Raw genomic sequence first — 15,311 nt, forward strand, 5'->3', positions numbered from 1 at the left:
ACCGATGTCAGAAAGTAAATTAAACTTGTTAAATGTGCAATGCGATGAAGTGCAACAAGTATGCACTCAATTATACGATGCGTTTTCTAAAAGCAGTGCTGAGCTTTGTGCAGATTGTTACGAACCTTTCTGTATTTTAAACATCAATACTGAAATTAATTTTATTGGCTTTGCTGAAATAAAACGCTATTGGGAAAAACTTATTGCAGCAAATATTAAACCTCTTACTAAAGAAGAAGCTCAAATAACCTCATATCGTCGAGACATGTTCTCAGTTAAAACGAAGTGGGAGCTGAGTACTGGTATTCGCTTGACGATGAATGATACTTGGGTAAAGCAAGAGGATGAATCATACAAATTGTTAGTGCAAAGTATTGTTGAAAAGCCGTGATAGCTATTGAGCAGGGCTTTGAGTATTAGCATTTTTTGTTAGTATTTGAGTCAAAGCTTTGGCTTTTTAAGCGCGCATTTTAGGCACGTACTCATGCTATCGGTATGGCTAAAAACCACATCGGTTTTCATCGATTTATCGTTTGTTATTGTTTTGCAATAGATGTTGATAAAAACAACCAAACCTTACACTTTCCATATGATTTTATGCCGATACAAAAACAGCATCGCCAAGTAAGATATGAGTAAGAAGCATAGCGAATAAATAAACGACGCTAAATAATTATCGAGATATGCGTCTAAAAAGTTGCTGTAAAACCACCCTTTTAAGTGAGAGTCGCCAACAGGAATCATCAATAACAAACGCCCGACTACCCCAGCAAACATGAAAAATGCAATACTATTGATGCCAAACACAATAAAGGGCGCAAAGCTCTTGTGATGTTTTTTTATTTCAATTAAATACACTAAAACACTCAATACCATACAAGCAAACCCAGAACTTAGCATGACATACGTGGGTGTCCACATCGGTTTATTAATAGGTATTAATGATGAAAAATAAGTAGCACCTACTACTAATAATATGCCAAGCCCACATAACTTTGCGCAAAACAATGTTGTTAAGTGTGTTCGTTTCATCCACATGGCAACCCATACCCCTGACAAACAAGTCACTATAGCTGGCAGCGTACTGAAAATTCCCTCTGGATCTGAGGCGAATGGTTGTAAGTTGCCAAGGTACATATGTGTTGGTGTGAGTATTTTACTATCTAAATAATCAATAAAAGTAAAACCACGAGCAAGTTCACCTTGATATAAAACACCTGCCGCGTCGGCATAAGGCACAAAATATAATGCTATTAAATATGCAATGGTCAAGGCTATTGCAATAAAAACTTGCGTCCAAAAACGACAATACATAACAATAAATATGACCACAAAATACACCAGAGCAATTCGTTGTAAAACGCCCATAATGCGAATACTTAAAAGCCTGTCATTAAACCAAGAAAAATTGGCATCATTAATATTGATGTAAAATACCGCTAAAAAAAGCCCAAGCGAAAATAATATGAAAGTACGTTTTAATGCCCCAAATAAAACCCCTTTAGAGTCAATTGCCCCATTGGCACTAGCTAATTTAGAGGCATAAAGTGACCACCCAACAATAAAGAGGAAAAAAGGGAAAATAAGATCGGTGGGAGTCCAACCATGCCAATGCGCATGGGCTAGAGGCCAATATTGATAAGACCAACTACCTGGGTTATTAACCAAAATCATGGCAGTAATAGTTAATCCCCTAAAAACATCAATGGCCATCAACCGTTTTGAATGATGTTGGGGGCTACCATTCATTTGAAGGTATTGTTCAAGAATTTTTGAAATATGTGCTCGCATATTCTTAGCCTATCCTTGCGGCCTCCGATTGGCAAATTTTTGCGACTTTACCATATTACACACAACCAGTTTAGCGCTAAATCAATCACTTTATTGTCGTTGGCAGAATCACCGGCAAACTACCTTGGGCTTTTGCATCGCCATATAATATATCCACAACATGTGATAATGCCGGACTAAATAGCACTTCTTTATCGGTTCTAATCACTTGATAATCGAAAGTCGCCAATATCTGTGTATACCTATTCATTTCTTGTTCACTCACGTAAGGGGAACGCATTTTTAACAAAGTACTTGAAATATTGTTTTGCTTGGCCGATGTGACAAGCGCGTTTACTTTTTCAAACTGGCTCTCAATATTTTTACGTTCAGTCGCCGCAATGTTTTCATAATCTTTGCTCTCGTAAAAAGCCAAAGCTGGGCTAGATTCACCCACAATAATATGCCCAATACTAAGTTGAGAAGGAATGTTGGTTGGTAAGTCTTCACTTAACATAGAGTAGCATCGATGTTTAGGGATTGTTTTAACCATTCTTTCGACTTTTTTAGCAAGCGCGTCTAACAGGCCGGCGCATCGAAGCTTATCAGGCATGAAGGCCAATACACCATATGATGGCTTAACTAGGGAAGCAATCTCCTTTATAGAAGTGACCGACGCCCTCGATAAAGATTGAGCAAGTTCCTGTTGTTGCTGATATTCATCAGAATTTGAACCAATACTTTGAACGCTTTGGGGTAAATCAATAAGGCTTATTTGATGTAAACCTAGCCTTTTTTTATGCGCCATAATACGTTTGTAAGAAGCCTCGACTTTTTTAATCAAATCAGGTTTTTTGGCGATATCTCTACTCAGCTCATCAAGCCATATAATAAAAGCCTTAGCTTGCTCAGGAGACGAAATACGATATGGCATCAGTGTAATATCAGCGCCAGCATCAATCGCTTTTATTACGGCTTCTTTTGGCTCTAGAAATTGTGAAATAGCTGCCATGTCTAATGCGTCTGTCACAATTAAACCCTTATAGCCTAATTGCTCGCGCAGCAAACCCGTCAGTATTTTTTTCGACAAGGTCGCAGGAAGCGTCGTTTTTTTACCGGTCTTGGTCTGGAAGCTGGTATTGTCTAAATTTGGGTATTGAATGTGTGCTGTCATAATCATGTCGGGCACTGCACTTGGTGTTTTTCCATTTATTACATGTTTAAATGGTGCAAGGTCTATCGAATGAATTATCTCAGGCGTATGAGCCACTTTGGGCAAGCCAACATGACTATCGATCTTGGTATCGCCATGTCCTGGAAAGTGCTTTGCGGCCCCCGCAATCCCATTTGTTTGCATAGCAGCAATAGCAGCTTGGCCTAAATCAGCGACAAGTTCTGGAAATTGAGAATATGACCTTACATTAATTACTGGGTTTGCAGGATTACTATTCACATCCAATACTGGCGCAAAGTTAACACTAAAACCAAGCATTCTAAGTTGCCGCGCATGTTCAGTTGCGATTGCGTCAGCAAAATAGACATCATGTTTCGCATAAGTAGCGCCAATAGCCATGTTACCTGCAAATCCCAAATACTCATCTTGTGGCAATCTAGAAACACGCCCCCCCTCTTGGTCAAGACCAATATATGCAGCTACTGACTGATTACTTGATTGATTGCGTGAAATAGCCGATTGAATTGCCCTGTTAAGGGTTAAAATTTGTTTTTTGTCAGTCAAGTTTTCAGAAAACAAAATCACCCCACCTACTTGCGTCTCGCTGAGCAGTTCGCTTAACTCGCTAGGCAAAGTCGTCACTGGCATTTGACAATAACCGACAGCTGCAGGTGAACAAAAATAACGCAAATCAATAAAGAGTTGTTGTGCAAGTTTATACTTGAGCGTGGGTGAAGAATGTGTTGATTTGCTTGTTTCATTCCCTTCATTGGCAAATGTATGAGGGAATAGATGTGAGCTAATTCCGCATACCATCACAAATAATAGTAACTTATGCACGCAAAGTGTTTCCTTTGTTTAATGAATTCTCTCTATCGAAATATAATAGTGAACTAATCTCAATATACGAGATATTTACATTGCTTATGTCAGCCTAACACAATCTATACACAATATATTACTATGTTAGTGCTTTTTAAAATGATGTAAGAAAATGTCGTTATCAGCATTCAACTTTGTGGCATTTTATAAGACTATAATAACTGACCTTGTATGTTACTAGGCTTAGAATTACTATGATTATATGCCAAACATAGAAATTAGAAATCAGGGATAAGAACACAAATGAAAGCATGCTTTACATTGATGAATCGACTTACCAGACAGTTTGGCAATATAGTGTGTATTTTTACCCTGAGTGTTTTGATCATCAGTTGTACTAGCAGTAGCCACTTTACAGAACTACCCTCAAGTAATTATAGCTATCGAGTTAAGTCCTTAGTCATGCATTTTACTGCGGTCAACTACCAAGACTCAGTCAAGTTCTTAGTAAACGAAGGTGGCGGCGTGAGTTCACATTATCTGATTCCCCAACTGAATGATGACAGTTACCCTAAAGACAATATAGAAGTATTAAAGCTAGTCGACGAAACTGAACGAGCATGGCACGCAGGCGTTAGCTATTGGCAGGGCCGTTCTGGCTTAAATGATTCATCTATAGGCATTGAAATTGTCAATATGCCAGAATGCATTGAGCAAGATGTACCGCCGGGGTTTATCAAACCAAAACCATTATGTATTTTTCCCGAATTTGAAAGTAAACAAATTGACTTGTTAATTGCCCTTAGCCAAGACATTTTGGCGCGTAACCCCGACATTACACCAACAGCGGTTATTGGTCATTCCGATATCGCACCTTCACGTAAAAACGATCCTGGACCTCGTTTTCCTTGGCAAAAACTATATGAAGCGGGTATTGGAGCTTGGTATGAAAAAGATGCCGTTGCTAAATATTGGCAAATATTCAACGAACATCCGCCACACCTTGGTTTGCTACAACGAGCCCTCTACACATACGGGTATGGAATCAATTTAACTGGCGAACTAGACAAACAAACACAAGATGTATTAGGAGCGTTTCAGATGCATTTTGTGCCTTGGCAGGTTAATTACAATCCTGACAATAGCACTGCTGCAACCTTATTTGCTTTGCTCGAAAAGTACTTTCCTGAACAATTGACTGACCTAGTGGAAGAATATAGTAAGCACAAAGTAAATAGTGCTACCGAATCAGCAGCTATTCGTCCGAAAAATCAACTCAATATGCTCTTTTTGAATGATAGTCCAGCCAATAAAAATGGAAAACGTTTGTATAACGATAAACGCTATTCGTTTTTAGGGCTTGCCAACACTGGCACACTCATTCTGCAATCTGAAAATATAGAGTCTGCAGATATCATCATAAATGGGCAAAAACTAAATATTAGCGACCGCTTTAATCATCAAGAGCAACTTGTTTATTCGATCGCAAGGCGCACTCGAAATGGAATCAACACAATAAAAGTAAACAACATAAAGGGCGCAGAAAATGGCACATTAACACTTTCAATCCCTTACCCCGAAATAACACCTTTGGATACATTTGCCTCAAATGGTATCGACTTTTCAGCGGTTGATTCGCTCATTGAACATGACGTCGAAAATGGCTTCCCCGGTGCAACTTTGCTCGTTTTATATCAAGGTAAAATAGTAAAACGTTCGGCCTATGGATATGCAAGGAAGTATGCAGATGGTGGAGAATTACTTACTATTCCTGAACCCATGCTGGCCAGCACACAATTTGATTTAGCTTCAAATACAAAAGTATTTGCAACCACAATGGCAATCATGAAACTCGTCAGTGACGGCCATTTAGATGTCGATGCGCCATTATCACAATACCTTGAGGAATATTCGGGTGCAGGCAGAGAGACCCGTTCAATAGCAGATTTACTTACCCATAGCTCTGGATACAATAGTGAAGTTCAGCTTTTTAAGTTAGATAACCCATTTGGGGAAGCCTTATATTCGCAAGACAAAGCCTTAACTCGTGACATTTTATTAAAAAAACTCCCTTTTGCTCATACAAAAGACAGCGCTCAGCAATACAGCGACACCAACTTTATGATATTAGGCTTATTAGTTGAACGAATAACAGGCATGCCTTTGGATGAGTATGTTGAAACGCATATTTATAAGCCACTAAACTTAGCAGCTACCATGTATAACCCTTTACAAAAACGCCAACAGAAGTCGTTTTTTGCGGCGACCGAAATAAAAGGAAATACACGTGCCGGCGAAGTCGATTTTGCCAATATTCGTAAATATGTATTACAAGGTGAAGTTCATGACGAAAAAGCCTACTATTCGCTACAAGGTGTGGCAGGTCACGCTGGCCTATTTTCTAATGTAGATGATTTAGCCGTATTGGCAAAACTGCTACTAAACGGCGGTGGTTATGGCATGCACGCACTATTTGACGCAAATACATTAAAACGCTTTACTCATCCTAGACACAGTGAAGATTCTTTCGGACTTGGCTGGCGCCTTGCCGCAAACGATAACAAATGGCATTTTGGGGCTTATGCTAGCGAACAAGCTTTTGGTCATACCGGGTGGACTGGAACAGCAACTCTTATTGACCCCAAATTAGATTTAGCCGTGATATACCTTAGCAATAAAAAGCATTCTCCTGTGATAAAGCAGGGTGAAAAACTATATTTTGAAGGCGATAAATTTGATAGTGCTCGCTATGGCAATGTGATGACACTCATATACGAAGCGATATTGTCTAGCAAATCAAGCAACGAGTGAACAGGAGTATATCTACTTGGAATGGTTAACAGTTTTACCACCTCTTATTGCAATACTAGTGGTGCTTTGGAAAAAAGAAGTCATTTTAGCGCTATTACTATCTATTGTTAGCGCTGAATTTTTACTCATTTTAAAAGCAGACGGCAGCAACTTGTTACTTACACCCATCAATACCATAGAACGGGTGGTATCTACTATTGGTGATGGTGGTAATGCACGCATACTTATATTTAGTTTACTGGTAGGTGCGTTATTGGCCTTTATGCGAGATTCGGGTGGGGTAGCTGCCTTTGTAAATAAATTAATCTCATCCGGTATTGCAAAAACAAAACGACGTGCAGCAGGCATTACCATGTTCACAGGTATTGTTGTATTTATTGAATCAAATTTGAGTGTGTTAACTGCAGGGATAATGGCACGCGGGTTATTTGACAAATTTAAAATGAGTAGAGCAAGGTTGGCCTATATTATTGACTCAACGAGTGCTCCTGTTTGCATATTGATACTACTAAATGGGTGGGGGGCATATATTTTAGCCTTATTAAGTACCTATGAGCTTGACCAAAATCCTCTGGTAATGTTGTGGAGCACACTTCCATACAACGTGTATGCATGGCTAACCTTGGTTGTTGTCGCGTATACTATCTTTGCCGACAAAACCCATGGTCCCATGAAAGAAGCTGAACAAAAGCTTGAACGTATCGACAGTCATGTAAAACTTGCTGAGCCAAGCAAGGCCCGCTACATGATTTTACCATTAGGAGTCATGATTGTTGGTATGATCGGATTTATGTTATGGACAGGTAACGGCGACTTAACCAAAGGCAGTGGTTCTCGGTCAGTTTTATATGCAACATTTTTAGCTTGTATTGTCGGTTATGCCCTCATAGTTTTTAGCAAACAAACAAATCACCAAGGCGCTTTCAAACTAGGTTTTTCAGGCATGAGTGAATTGTTACCATTAGTGACAATTGTGATGTTATCTATTGGATTAGGCGCTAGTTTAAAAGTACTTGGGACCGGGGTATTTGTAGCTGGATTAGTTGGCGATTTTTTGCCCATTTTTTTAATTGTGCCCATGTTATTTATAGCGGGTGGCATTATATCTTTTACAACTGGCACATCTTGGGGCACTTTTGCAATTCTCATCCCAATTGGCATGCCGCTCATTCAAACTTTGGGTCTGCCTCCCGAATTAGTGTTAGCTGCCATTTTAGGTGGCGGTATATTTGGCGATCACTGCTCTCCAATTTCAGACACTACAGCGGTGTCATCCTTAGCCGCTGGTTGCGATTTATTGAATCATGTAAAAACGCAGCTGCCATATGCCTTAACGGTGGGTGCGGTCACTGTACTGGCATACATTGTACTTAGTTTGGTCTTGATTTAGCAGAATGCCTGGCTTTGGTTAAGACGCGAGTGAGTCACTCATCAGACCTGTCTATTTTTTTTACACTTATCCCATGTAGCCTAAAAGCGCGCAATTATTTCATTGTATATCAATCACTTAAATATTGGCATTCATTTTGCTTTAGTCTAGCCGAGGGTAATTATGTTTAGCGTAATTACCCAAACATTTTAGTAAAGTAAACTGACTTTGGAGTACAAAATGAGAGTTTCAAGAAAAATCGCCGCAGTATTAGCATTAGTGCTTTGTAGTGGATTCGCCAACGCTAATTTAATTGTTAACGGTGGTTTTGAAAGCAATAGCGTAAACGATAACAGCTGGAGATGGTTTTTATCTGACAACGTTAACAGCTGGAGTGGAAGCAACATTGAAATTTGGGATTCACTAAATGGCGTGCATGCTTATGAAGGTGAAAATCATATCGAATTAAACGCACACCCTTACACTGGAAATGTGTTTACTATTTTACAATCATTTGCCACAAATATTGGCAGTGTATATGACTTTAGTTTTGCGTATCGTGCCCGCCGAAACAACAACGAAGCTTTTAGAGTTGATGTTTTATCTGGTACAGACAACGTATTTACTAACTTAATGGATGACCATGTAACATCATCTTGGTCTGTTTATAGCAATGTATTTACCGCGACTGACACAACTACTACATTGAGTTTTACATCGGTAATGCCTGCTACTTCTACTGTTGGTAACTTTATTGATGCTGTTTCAGTAACAGGACAGACTAGTCCAGTACAAGCATCTGCGCCGGCTTCTGCATTAATGATGGTGTTAGGATTAGCATTAATTGGCGCCAGAAGATTTAGCAAATAATGATAGCTAAACGTTAATTGCGAAATTTAACTGCAAATAATAAAAAACGAGGTTGATCATAGTCAACCTCGTTTTTTTATGAGTAGTTTTTAGTGCGTCAGCATGCTCGCTGTATAGGGCTGACTAAGTAAGTCTTCAAAAAGCTGCCAACGCAAGTCTGGATTGTCTGATGTCCCACCTTTAGCTTCAATATATTCTGCAACCAAGTCCTTACCCAAATTATAATTAATAACATAACTACGATATTGATCAATAAAGCGAGTTCGTTGTAGAGCTCTTTCAGGCTCAAAAAGTAAATAGCTTTCTAGCCATTGAGCCGCATTTAGACGGTCAATGTCGCCATTCAAGTAGGCACGCGCTGCTTCGTTGCCAGCATAATTTAATTTTGCTCTCAAGGTCTGCACTTCGTAATACCTTTCAGCGCTGTCAGGGTCAATGCCTGCTAATGGAAACAATACTTCTTTCTCAAATTGAATACGACTATCACCAGGAAAGGCAACATCAATCCCATAATTAGCGCTACCCTCAGCAATTAGTGATTGAGGAGAAAATAAAGGATATACGGAAAACTCTACCCAACCTTTTTCATTGACCAAGTTCTTTTCTAATAAAGCGTTAAAAACGTGGTGGCCCGGATAACCTTCATGGCATGCTAGGTCTACTGCTCGGTCTATCATAATAGGAAAGTCAGTGTTTATTTGGATAAGGCTTTGACCATTACCTTGATAATAGTTATAGCCTGACCAAGATTTATCAGTCACATACTCCAATACAAAATTTTCATTTTCAGGCAATGAAAACCTCGCTATTGTGCGTTTGCGCGCCTCATTGATAGCCGCTTGAAACACGGTGTCCAACTTGTCTTTTGGGATAACAAATTGCTTAGCGTAATCTGCATAACGTTGATTCAAAGAACCTTCACCCGGTAACATGTTGTCAAGCTCAGCTAATAGAGCGTCAAAATGCGCTACGCTAAATGAAGGCGCTTGCGCGTCATATAATAAATTTGCTTCTTCATCAAAACTAAATTTTTTACCACCTAACATACTAATTTTGGTGCGAACCGCCACTAGTTGTTTTTCGAGCATAAACACTCGTCGCTGATCATAAGTCGCAGACTCTTGATCAAGTAGCTTAAGATTGGCCAAAAGCTCGTCAACTTGCTTTATATATCGTTCGGGAGACAGGTCTTTTTCATTTTCTAGCTCAGTAGGTTTGAATTCCTCTGGTCCATAATATGCGTCTACGAAGTCACTATCAAATTGCCCGACCCTTAAGACTAACTTAACGTAATCTTCAGCAATATTGTTTATGGTGGGTATTTCTTCTTGTGGGGTGGGTTTATTGCAAGACATAAGCGAAACCAAAAGCAACACTAGCAAACTAACATTCAAACACAGTTTACGCACATTAGTACCTTAATTAAAATGACCAAGCTGTTACTCAGAAACGCAGGGTATCGTGCTCTGATATCCGTTTCTTAATACAACTTGTATATTATTGATGCCATCAGAATAGCCCCTTCGCTAGAGAGTATCAAGCACAAACTCTGACCAAAGAGCTCCTTGTCATAGCGGCATCGAAAGGTATCAGGTATAATTGAATGAGTTCAATTTAACAGGCTTTTAAATGCTCTTTAATGATATTTTCCGTCGCTTACGCTTTGCCCTATCACTTGACAACAAAGCAACTATAAAATTGATGAAATTGGTTGAATACGACCTAGATGAAAATTATCTAATGAGTATGATGCTGCATGAAGAAGAAAAGGGGTTTTTACCATGCAGAGACAAGGTTCTCTCCTTGTTTTTAGATGCCCTAATTATTGAAAAGCGAGGTAAACGCGAAGGCTCAATTCCTGTTGTGCTCAAAGCGGGTGAAAGGCTCAGTAATAATGATATTCTACGGAAAATAAAAATTGCGATGAATTATCAACAAGAGGATATGATGAAAATTTTACGCTTAGCCGGCTTTAATGTTGGTAAAAGTGAACTAACCGCACTTTTTAGAAAACCAGACCATCGCAGTTACCGGGTTTGTTATGATCAATTATTACGAAATTTTTTGCAGGGTATGGTCAAATTACATCGGCCCGATGTAAAATCTAAGAAGTAAATAACATACCTAAATCATTGAAATATTTAAACTCTAGTGCGTTACCAGAAGGATCGAACACGAAGAAAGTACCTTGTTCACCCGTTTTACCTTTAAATCTAATGTAGGGTTCAATCACAAATTCTATTTTAGCATCCCGCAGTTTTTCGGCTGTTGCGAGCCAGTTTTTTTCATCAAGTACCACGCCAAAATGCGGCACAGGCACCGCTTTTGCGTCTACTTCATTAGGCTGAATGGACTGTGGCATGTCGCTGACTAAATGAGTGACTAACTGATGCCCAAAAAAATCCCAATCAATCCATTCAGGTGCAGAACGCCCTTTTTCACATGCTAAAATACCGCCATAGAAGCAATCTGCTGCCGTAATATCGTTTACGGGTATGGCAAGATGAAAAGGCCTAAGCATGTTGCTGTTCCTTGTTTTGTATTATTACAGAAACCGTCTCAAGACCCACATTTTTATAGAATTTAGCGGCATGTAACGAAAAGAGTTTTCAAAACTAAAACTGCGGCGCATGATGGACTTTTGATGAGAAAATGCATCAAACCCATATTTACCGTGATAACTCCCCATTCCACTTGTACCAACACCACCAAAGGGTAACTCCTCATTTGCCATAAACATACTAATGTCGTTTATGCACATGGAACCTGCCGAAATAGTATCTATAAATTTGTCTTCAAACTCTTTGTCTTCGGTAAACGCATACGCGGCAAGTGGTTTTGCCCTTTGCTTAATAAATTGCAACATATCGCTGCGACCATTAAAGCTCAATATGGGAATGATAGGCCCGAATATTTCCTCTTGCATAAGATCACTATCTGGGTCAGGGTTTAATACAACTGTTGGTGCAAAGTATCTTTCTTCAGCGCTATATTCACCGCCGTATACCACTTCTTGGCCTTCCAAATAACCAGCCAATCGACGCACGTTATCACTATCAATTACACGACCATAAAAACGGTTTTGTTTTGGGGCTTTTTTATATTGTTTCACAATCACTTGTTTAATTTTTTCTAGCACATTGTCTAGGTTACTGTGATGCACTAATAAATAGTCGGGGCAAACGCATGTTTGACCAACATTCATCAATTTTCCCCAAACGATACGCTTTATTGCCGTATTTAAGTCAATATTTTTATCAATAATACAAGGGCTTTTACCGCCAAGTTCTAAAGTCACTGGGGTTAAGTTGTTAGCCGCTGCTCGCATGACGATTTTGCCGACTTTTTCGCCACCGGTATAAAATATTTTGTCAAAAGGCAGTGCTAATAAATCTGTTGTTTCTTGCACGGCACCTTCAATCACGCCAAAAGCATTCATATCTAAGTATTGAGGGAGCATCTTAGCGAGCAAAGCAGAAGTTGCTGGTGACTTTTCTGAAGGTTTTAATATTACGCAATTTCCAGCCGAAATTGCTGCTATTACGGGGCTTAAACATAGCATAAGAGGATAATTCCAAGCACCTATTATTAAACAAGTGCCTAAGGGTTCGGCCTTAGTCATGCTTTTGGCAGGAAACGCCAATAAAGGCGTACTTTTTGTAATGGGTTTCATCCACTTTTCAGTCTTTTTGATGAATGATTTAATTTCTTTTGTTAAAAACCCAATTTCTGAAAAAAACGCTTCTTCTGGCGACTTTCCCAAGTCTGAATGAAGGGCTTGGGCAAATTGTTTTTCCTCTTTTTGCAACATGCTCAATAATGATTTTAATTGGCGTATTCGCCACGAAGCAGCTTTAGTGGCCCCAGTATAAAAATACTCATCGAGTTTTGTTTTTAATCGAGTTATTTCAGTATCAGCATTAGACGAATTTTGCGAGCTGACTTGCTCAGATCTTTGCTCTTCTTCAGCACCATTTGAAGATGTGGATTCACTATTCAAATTCACAACTGGTGCAATATGGTTTGCCACAGGCATATCCTACAATCTAAAAAGTATTCATACGGCTATGCTAACAAATTAGCTTATAAGTAACAAAAAACTCTACACTCATAACCATTTAGATTAATGATTTACATAGCCCCAAACCATATTTGCTCGAATAATTAGTCTTCGTAAGGGTCCAGCAACACCATAGTATGAGCGCGATCTGGGCCTGTTGAAATTATATCCACGGGTACACCGGTCAATTCCTCGATTCTGGCGATGTAGTCAAGTGCAGCTTTAGGTAAAGCCTCTTTACTAGTGACACCAAAAGTATTTTCTTGCCACCCTGGCATTTCTTCATACACGGGCGTAATGAGGTCATAACCTTCCGCAGCTAAAGGCGGAACTTCGCTCACCTCACCGGCCGCATCTTTGTATCCAACACAAATAGCAAGTGACTCCAAACCATCTAGTACATCCAGTTTAGTTAAACAAAACCCGGTTATTGAATTAAGTTGCACTGCACGTTTAACAGCAACTGCATCAAACCAACCCGTGCGGCGCTTACGACCTGTAGTAGCACCAAATTCATGGCCTTTAACGCCCAGGTGCTGGCCTACATCACAGTCGAGCTCGGTCGGGAAAGGGCCTGAACCAACACGTGTGGTATACGCTTTAACAATACCCAGCACATAATCCAAATGTAGCGGACCAAAACCGGCGCCTGTGGCCACGCCACCAACGGTGGTGTTAGAACTAGTGACATAAGGATAGGTACCATGGTCAATATCAAGCAAGGTGCCTTGAGCCCCCTCAAACATGATAGCCTGACCATTTAAACGAGCGGTTTCAAGCATGTCGGTTACATCAACTACCATTGACTTCAATAAGTCAGCAACTGATAATGCTTGGGCTAATACCTCATCATAATCGAGGGGCGCTGCTTCATAGTATTCGCTCAACATGAAATTATGATATCTCATAACTTCTTTCAACTTGATGGCAAAATCTTCTGCATTAAACAAATCACCAACGCGCAAACCTCTACGTGACACTTTGTCTTCGTATGCAGGTCCAATACCTCGGCCGGTAGTGCCAATCGCTTTTTTGCCACGAGCTTGTTCTCGTGCCACATCTAAAGCAATATGAAAAGGCAAAATAAGAGGGCACGCTTCGCTAATTTTAAGGCGCTCTTTGACGGGAACACCTCTATCTTCAAGCATCTTCATCTCTTTCAGCAATGCTTCAGGGCTAAGGACTACACCGTTGCCAATTATGCAAGTAACATTACTTCGCAAAATACCTGAGGGAATAAGATGAAGAACTGTTTTTTCGCCATCTATCACTAGCGTATGGCCAGCGTTATGGCCGCCTTGATATCTTACAACATAGCTGACCTTTTCTGTGAGTAAGTCAACCACCTTTCCTTTGCCTTCGTCACCCCATTGGGTGCCAAGCACTACAACGTTTTTAGCCATGAATATAAATAATAAATAAATTAGGCGGCAATGTTATCAAAAAAGGGGGCCATCTGACCACTCTGATTTCAATTAAATACTGACAAAATTGGACTAATATAGAAGACTATACACTTTGCGTCGATAAACCGATTTTAAACTATCACCGTCGGGTAATGCATTGATAATATCTAACATTGTTTTTTTCGCTTCACCGAAGTTTAAATCTGTTTTTAACACATCAAACAGAAGTGTTAGTCCCTCTTCTGTTTTGTGCGCCTGCTGCAATGCTACAGCGAGTTCCACTTTTATTTGCAGATCGTCTGGTGCTTTCGCATATTTCGCTTGCAGCTCCAACAACTCAGGTGATTCAGAGGCTTTTTCTGCTAATTCTATTTTACCCATTACTGCATGATATTCTGCAGTTTGATCAACTAAACCAATAGAAGATATCAAACTCTTACTTAGGTCAATATTACCAGTTTCAATCGCGGTATCTGCATATGCAATAGTAATTTCTGCTATATCTTGAGTAATCGCATAAGCCTGCTTAAGCAAGCCAAATGCTTCTTGATGATTATTTTCCTGCACTAACAACTGGGCTTTTTCAAATAGCTCTTGTTCTGGTTTAGGAAGATGATTAGCAAATGTTTCTTCTAATTGTTGTAAATCTTGTGGCCCGGAAAATCCATCTACGGGTTGTCCATCTTTAACAAGCATAGTAGTAGGCAAACCGCGCACTCCAAATTGAGCAACTATTTCTTGTTGTTCTTCACAGTTGACAGTCGCTAACAAGATATTGTTAGGGTATTGATTGGCAAATTGCTCTATAACGCTCTGTTGAGCAAGTGAGGCTTCATCCCAAGGCGCCCAAAAATATACCACAACTAGTTTTTTAGCCGACTCTTCTAACATGACTGGTCGAAAATTTTCGGGCGTTAATTGTATTATATTTTCTTGAGTATTCTCTTGCGTGTGTATATCTTGCATAGGTAAGTGAACAAGCCTTGTTAATTAGTGATCATCTAATATAAATTATGGTGATTCGAATTC

General features: G+C 39.6%; 12 protein-coding genes. 5 read left to right on the plus strand and 7 right to left on the minus strand.

The genetic code is table 11. The features are described 5' to 3' along the window. Nucleotides 1-4 precede the first annotated feature (4 nt). Nucleotides 5-391, plus strand: coding sequence for a hypothetical protein (locus tag RM552_RS10965; RefSeq protein ID WP_311368884.1), 387 nt, complete (start codon nt 5-7; stop codon nt 389-391). Between the two features lie 185 nt (nt 392-576). Here RM552_RS10965 and RM552_RS10970 read toward each other — a convergent pair whose 3' ends face one another. Continuing rightward, complete coding sequence (locus tag RM552_RS10970) at nt 577-1,791, minus strand: acyltransferase family protein (RefSeq protein ID WP_311368885.1); 1,215 nt, start codon at nt 1,789-1,791, stop codon at nt 577-579. Nucleotides 1,792-1,876: 85 nt separating this feature from the next. Continuing rightward, entirely contained in the window at nt 1,877-3,784 is a 1,908-nt protein-coding gene (locus RM552_RS10975) for a glycoside hydrolase family 3 protein (protein WP_311368886.1), read from the minus strand. A 285-nt stretch (nt 3,785-4,069) separates the two neighbouring features. Here RM552_RS10975 and pbp4b point away from each other — a divergent pair, with 285 nt between their 5' ends. The 3 genes from pbp4b to RM552_RS10990 all read left to right on the plus strand — a co-directional run bounded on the left by pbp4b (nt 4,070) and on the right by RM552_RS10990 (nt 8,816). Beyond that, nucleotides 4,070-6,577: a penicillin binding protein PBP4B gene (gene pbp4b, locus RM552_RS10980; RefSeq protein WP_311368887.1), complete on the plus strand. Its 2,508-nt coding sequence runs from the start codon at nt 4,070-4,072 to the stop codon at nt 6,575-6,577. A gap of 16 nt (nt 6,578-6,593) precedes the next feature. After that, nucleotides 6,594-7,967 carry a Na+/H+ antiporter NhaC family protein gene (locus RM552_RS10985; protein WP_311368888.1) on the plus strand — a complete coding sequence of 458 codons (1,374 nt, stop codon included), beginning with the start codon at nt 6,594-6,596 and terminating at the stop codon, nt 7,965-7,967. Between the two features lie 219 nt (nt 7,968-8,186). Beyond that, nucleotides 8,187-8,816 (plus strand): DUF642 domain-containing protein, encoded by a 630-nt coding sequence (locus RM552_RS10990; protein WP_311368889.1) that lies wholly within the window; start codon nt 8,187-8,189, stop codon nt 8,814-8,816. Nucleotides 8,817-8,905: 89 nt separating this feature from the next. On the opposite strand, the gene RM552_RS10995 is transcribed toward RM552_RS10990, so the two are convergent. Next, nucleotides 8,906-10,225 (minus strand): hypothetical protein, encoded by a 1,320-nt coding sequence (locus RM552_RS10995; RefSeq protein WP_311368890.1) that lies wholly within the window; start codon nt 10,223-10,225, stop codon nt 8,906-8,908. A 220-nt stretch (nt 10,226-10,445) separates the two neighbouring features. Between RM552_RS10995 and RM552_RS11000 the strand changes: the two genes are divergently transcribed. Continuing rightward, nucleotides 10,446-10,931 carry a YehS family protein gene (locus tag RM552_RS11000; protein ID WP_311368891.1) on the plus strand — a complete coding sequence of 162 codons (486 nt, stop codon included), beginning with the start codon at nt 10,446-10,448 and terminating at the stop codon, nt 10,929-10,931. Here the strand turns inward: RM552_RS11000 and RM552_RS11005 are convergent. From RM552_RS11005 to RM552_RS11020, 4 genes are all read right to left on the minus strand, one after another. After that, nucleotides 10,921-11,337 carry a VOC family protein gene (locus RM552_RS11005; protein WP_311368892.1) on the minus strand — a complete coding sequence of 139 codons (417 nt, stop codon included), beginning with the start codon at nt 11,335-11,337 and terminating at the stop codon, nt 10,921-10,923. The two genes, RM552_RS11000 and RM552_RS11005, sit on opposite strands and share 11 nt — an antisense overlap. Nucleotides 11,338-11,361: 24 nt before the next feature. Beyond that, complete coding sequence (locus tag RM552_RS11010) at nt 11,362-12,846, minus strand: aldehyde dehydrogenase family protein (RefSeq protein ID WP_311368893.1); 1,485 nt, start codon at nt 12,844-12,846, stop codon at nt 11,362-11,364. Between the two features lie 134 nt (nt 12,847-12,980). Next, entirely contained in the window at nt 12,981-14,279 is a 1,299-nt protein-coding gene (locus RM552_RS11015) for an adenylosuccinate synthase (protein WP_311368894.1), read from the minus strand. Between the two features lie 93 nt (nt 14,280-14,372). Then, nucleotides 14,373-15,248, minus strand: coding sequence for a tetratricopeptide repeat protein (locus RM552_RS11020; RefSeq protein ID WP_311368895.1), 876 nt, complete (start codon nt 15,246-15,248; stop codon nt 14,373-14,375). Nucleotides 15,249-15,311: the final 63 nt, after the last annotated feature.

The sequence above is a fragment of the Glaciecola petra genome (assembly GCF_031846345.1).
Taxonomy (GTDB): domain Bacteria; phylum Pseudomonadota; class Gammaproteobacteria; order Enterobacterales; family Alteromonadaceae; genus Glaciecola; species Glaciecola petra.

Coding starts and splice junctions, on each gene's coding strand:
- RM552_RS10965 (WP_311368884.1), top strand. CDS start 5: ATGTCAGAAAGTAAATTAAACTTGTTAAATGTGCAATGCGATGAAGTG.
- RM552_RS10970 (WP_311368885.1), bottom strand. CDS start 1,791: ATGCGAGCACATATTTCAAAAATTCTTGAACAATACCTTCAAATGAAT.
- pbp4b (WP_311368887.1), top strand. CDS start 4,070: ATGAAAGCATGCTTTACATTGATGAATCGACTTACCAGACAGTTTGGC.
- RM552_RS10990 (WP_311368889.1), top strand. CDS start 8,187: ATGAGAGTTTCAAGAAAAATCGCCGCAGTATTAGCATTAGTGCTTTGT.
- RM552_RS11000 (WP_311368891.1), top strand. CDS start 10,446: ATGCTCTTTAATGATATTTTCCGTCGCTTACGCTTTGCCCTATCACTT.
- RM552_RS11005 (WP_311368892.1), bottom strand. CDS start 11,337: ATGCTTAGGCCTTTTCATCTTGCCATACCCGTAAACGATATTACGGCA.
- RM552_RS11015 (WP_311368894.1), bottom strand. CDS start 14,279: ATGGCTAAAAACGTTGTAGTGCTTGGCACCCAATGGGGTGACGAAGGC.
- RM552_RS11020 (WP_311368895.1), bottom strand. CDS start 15,248: ATGCAAGATATACACACGCAAGAGAATACTCAAGAAAATATAATACAA.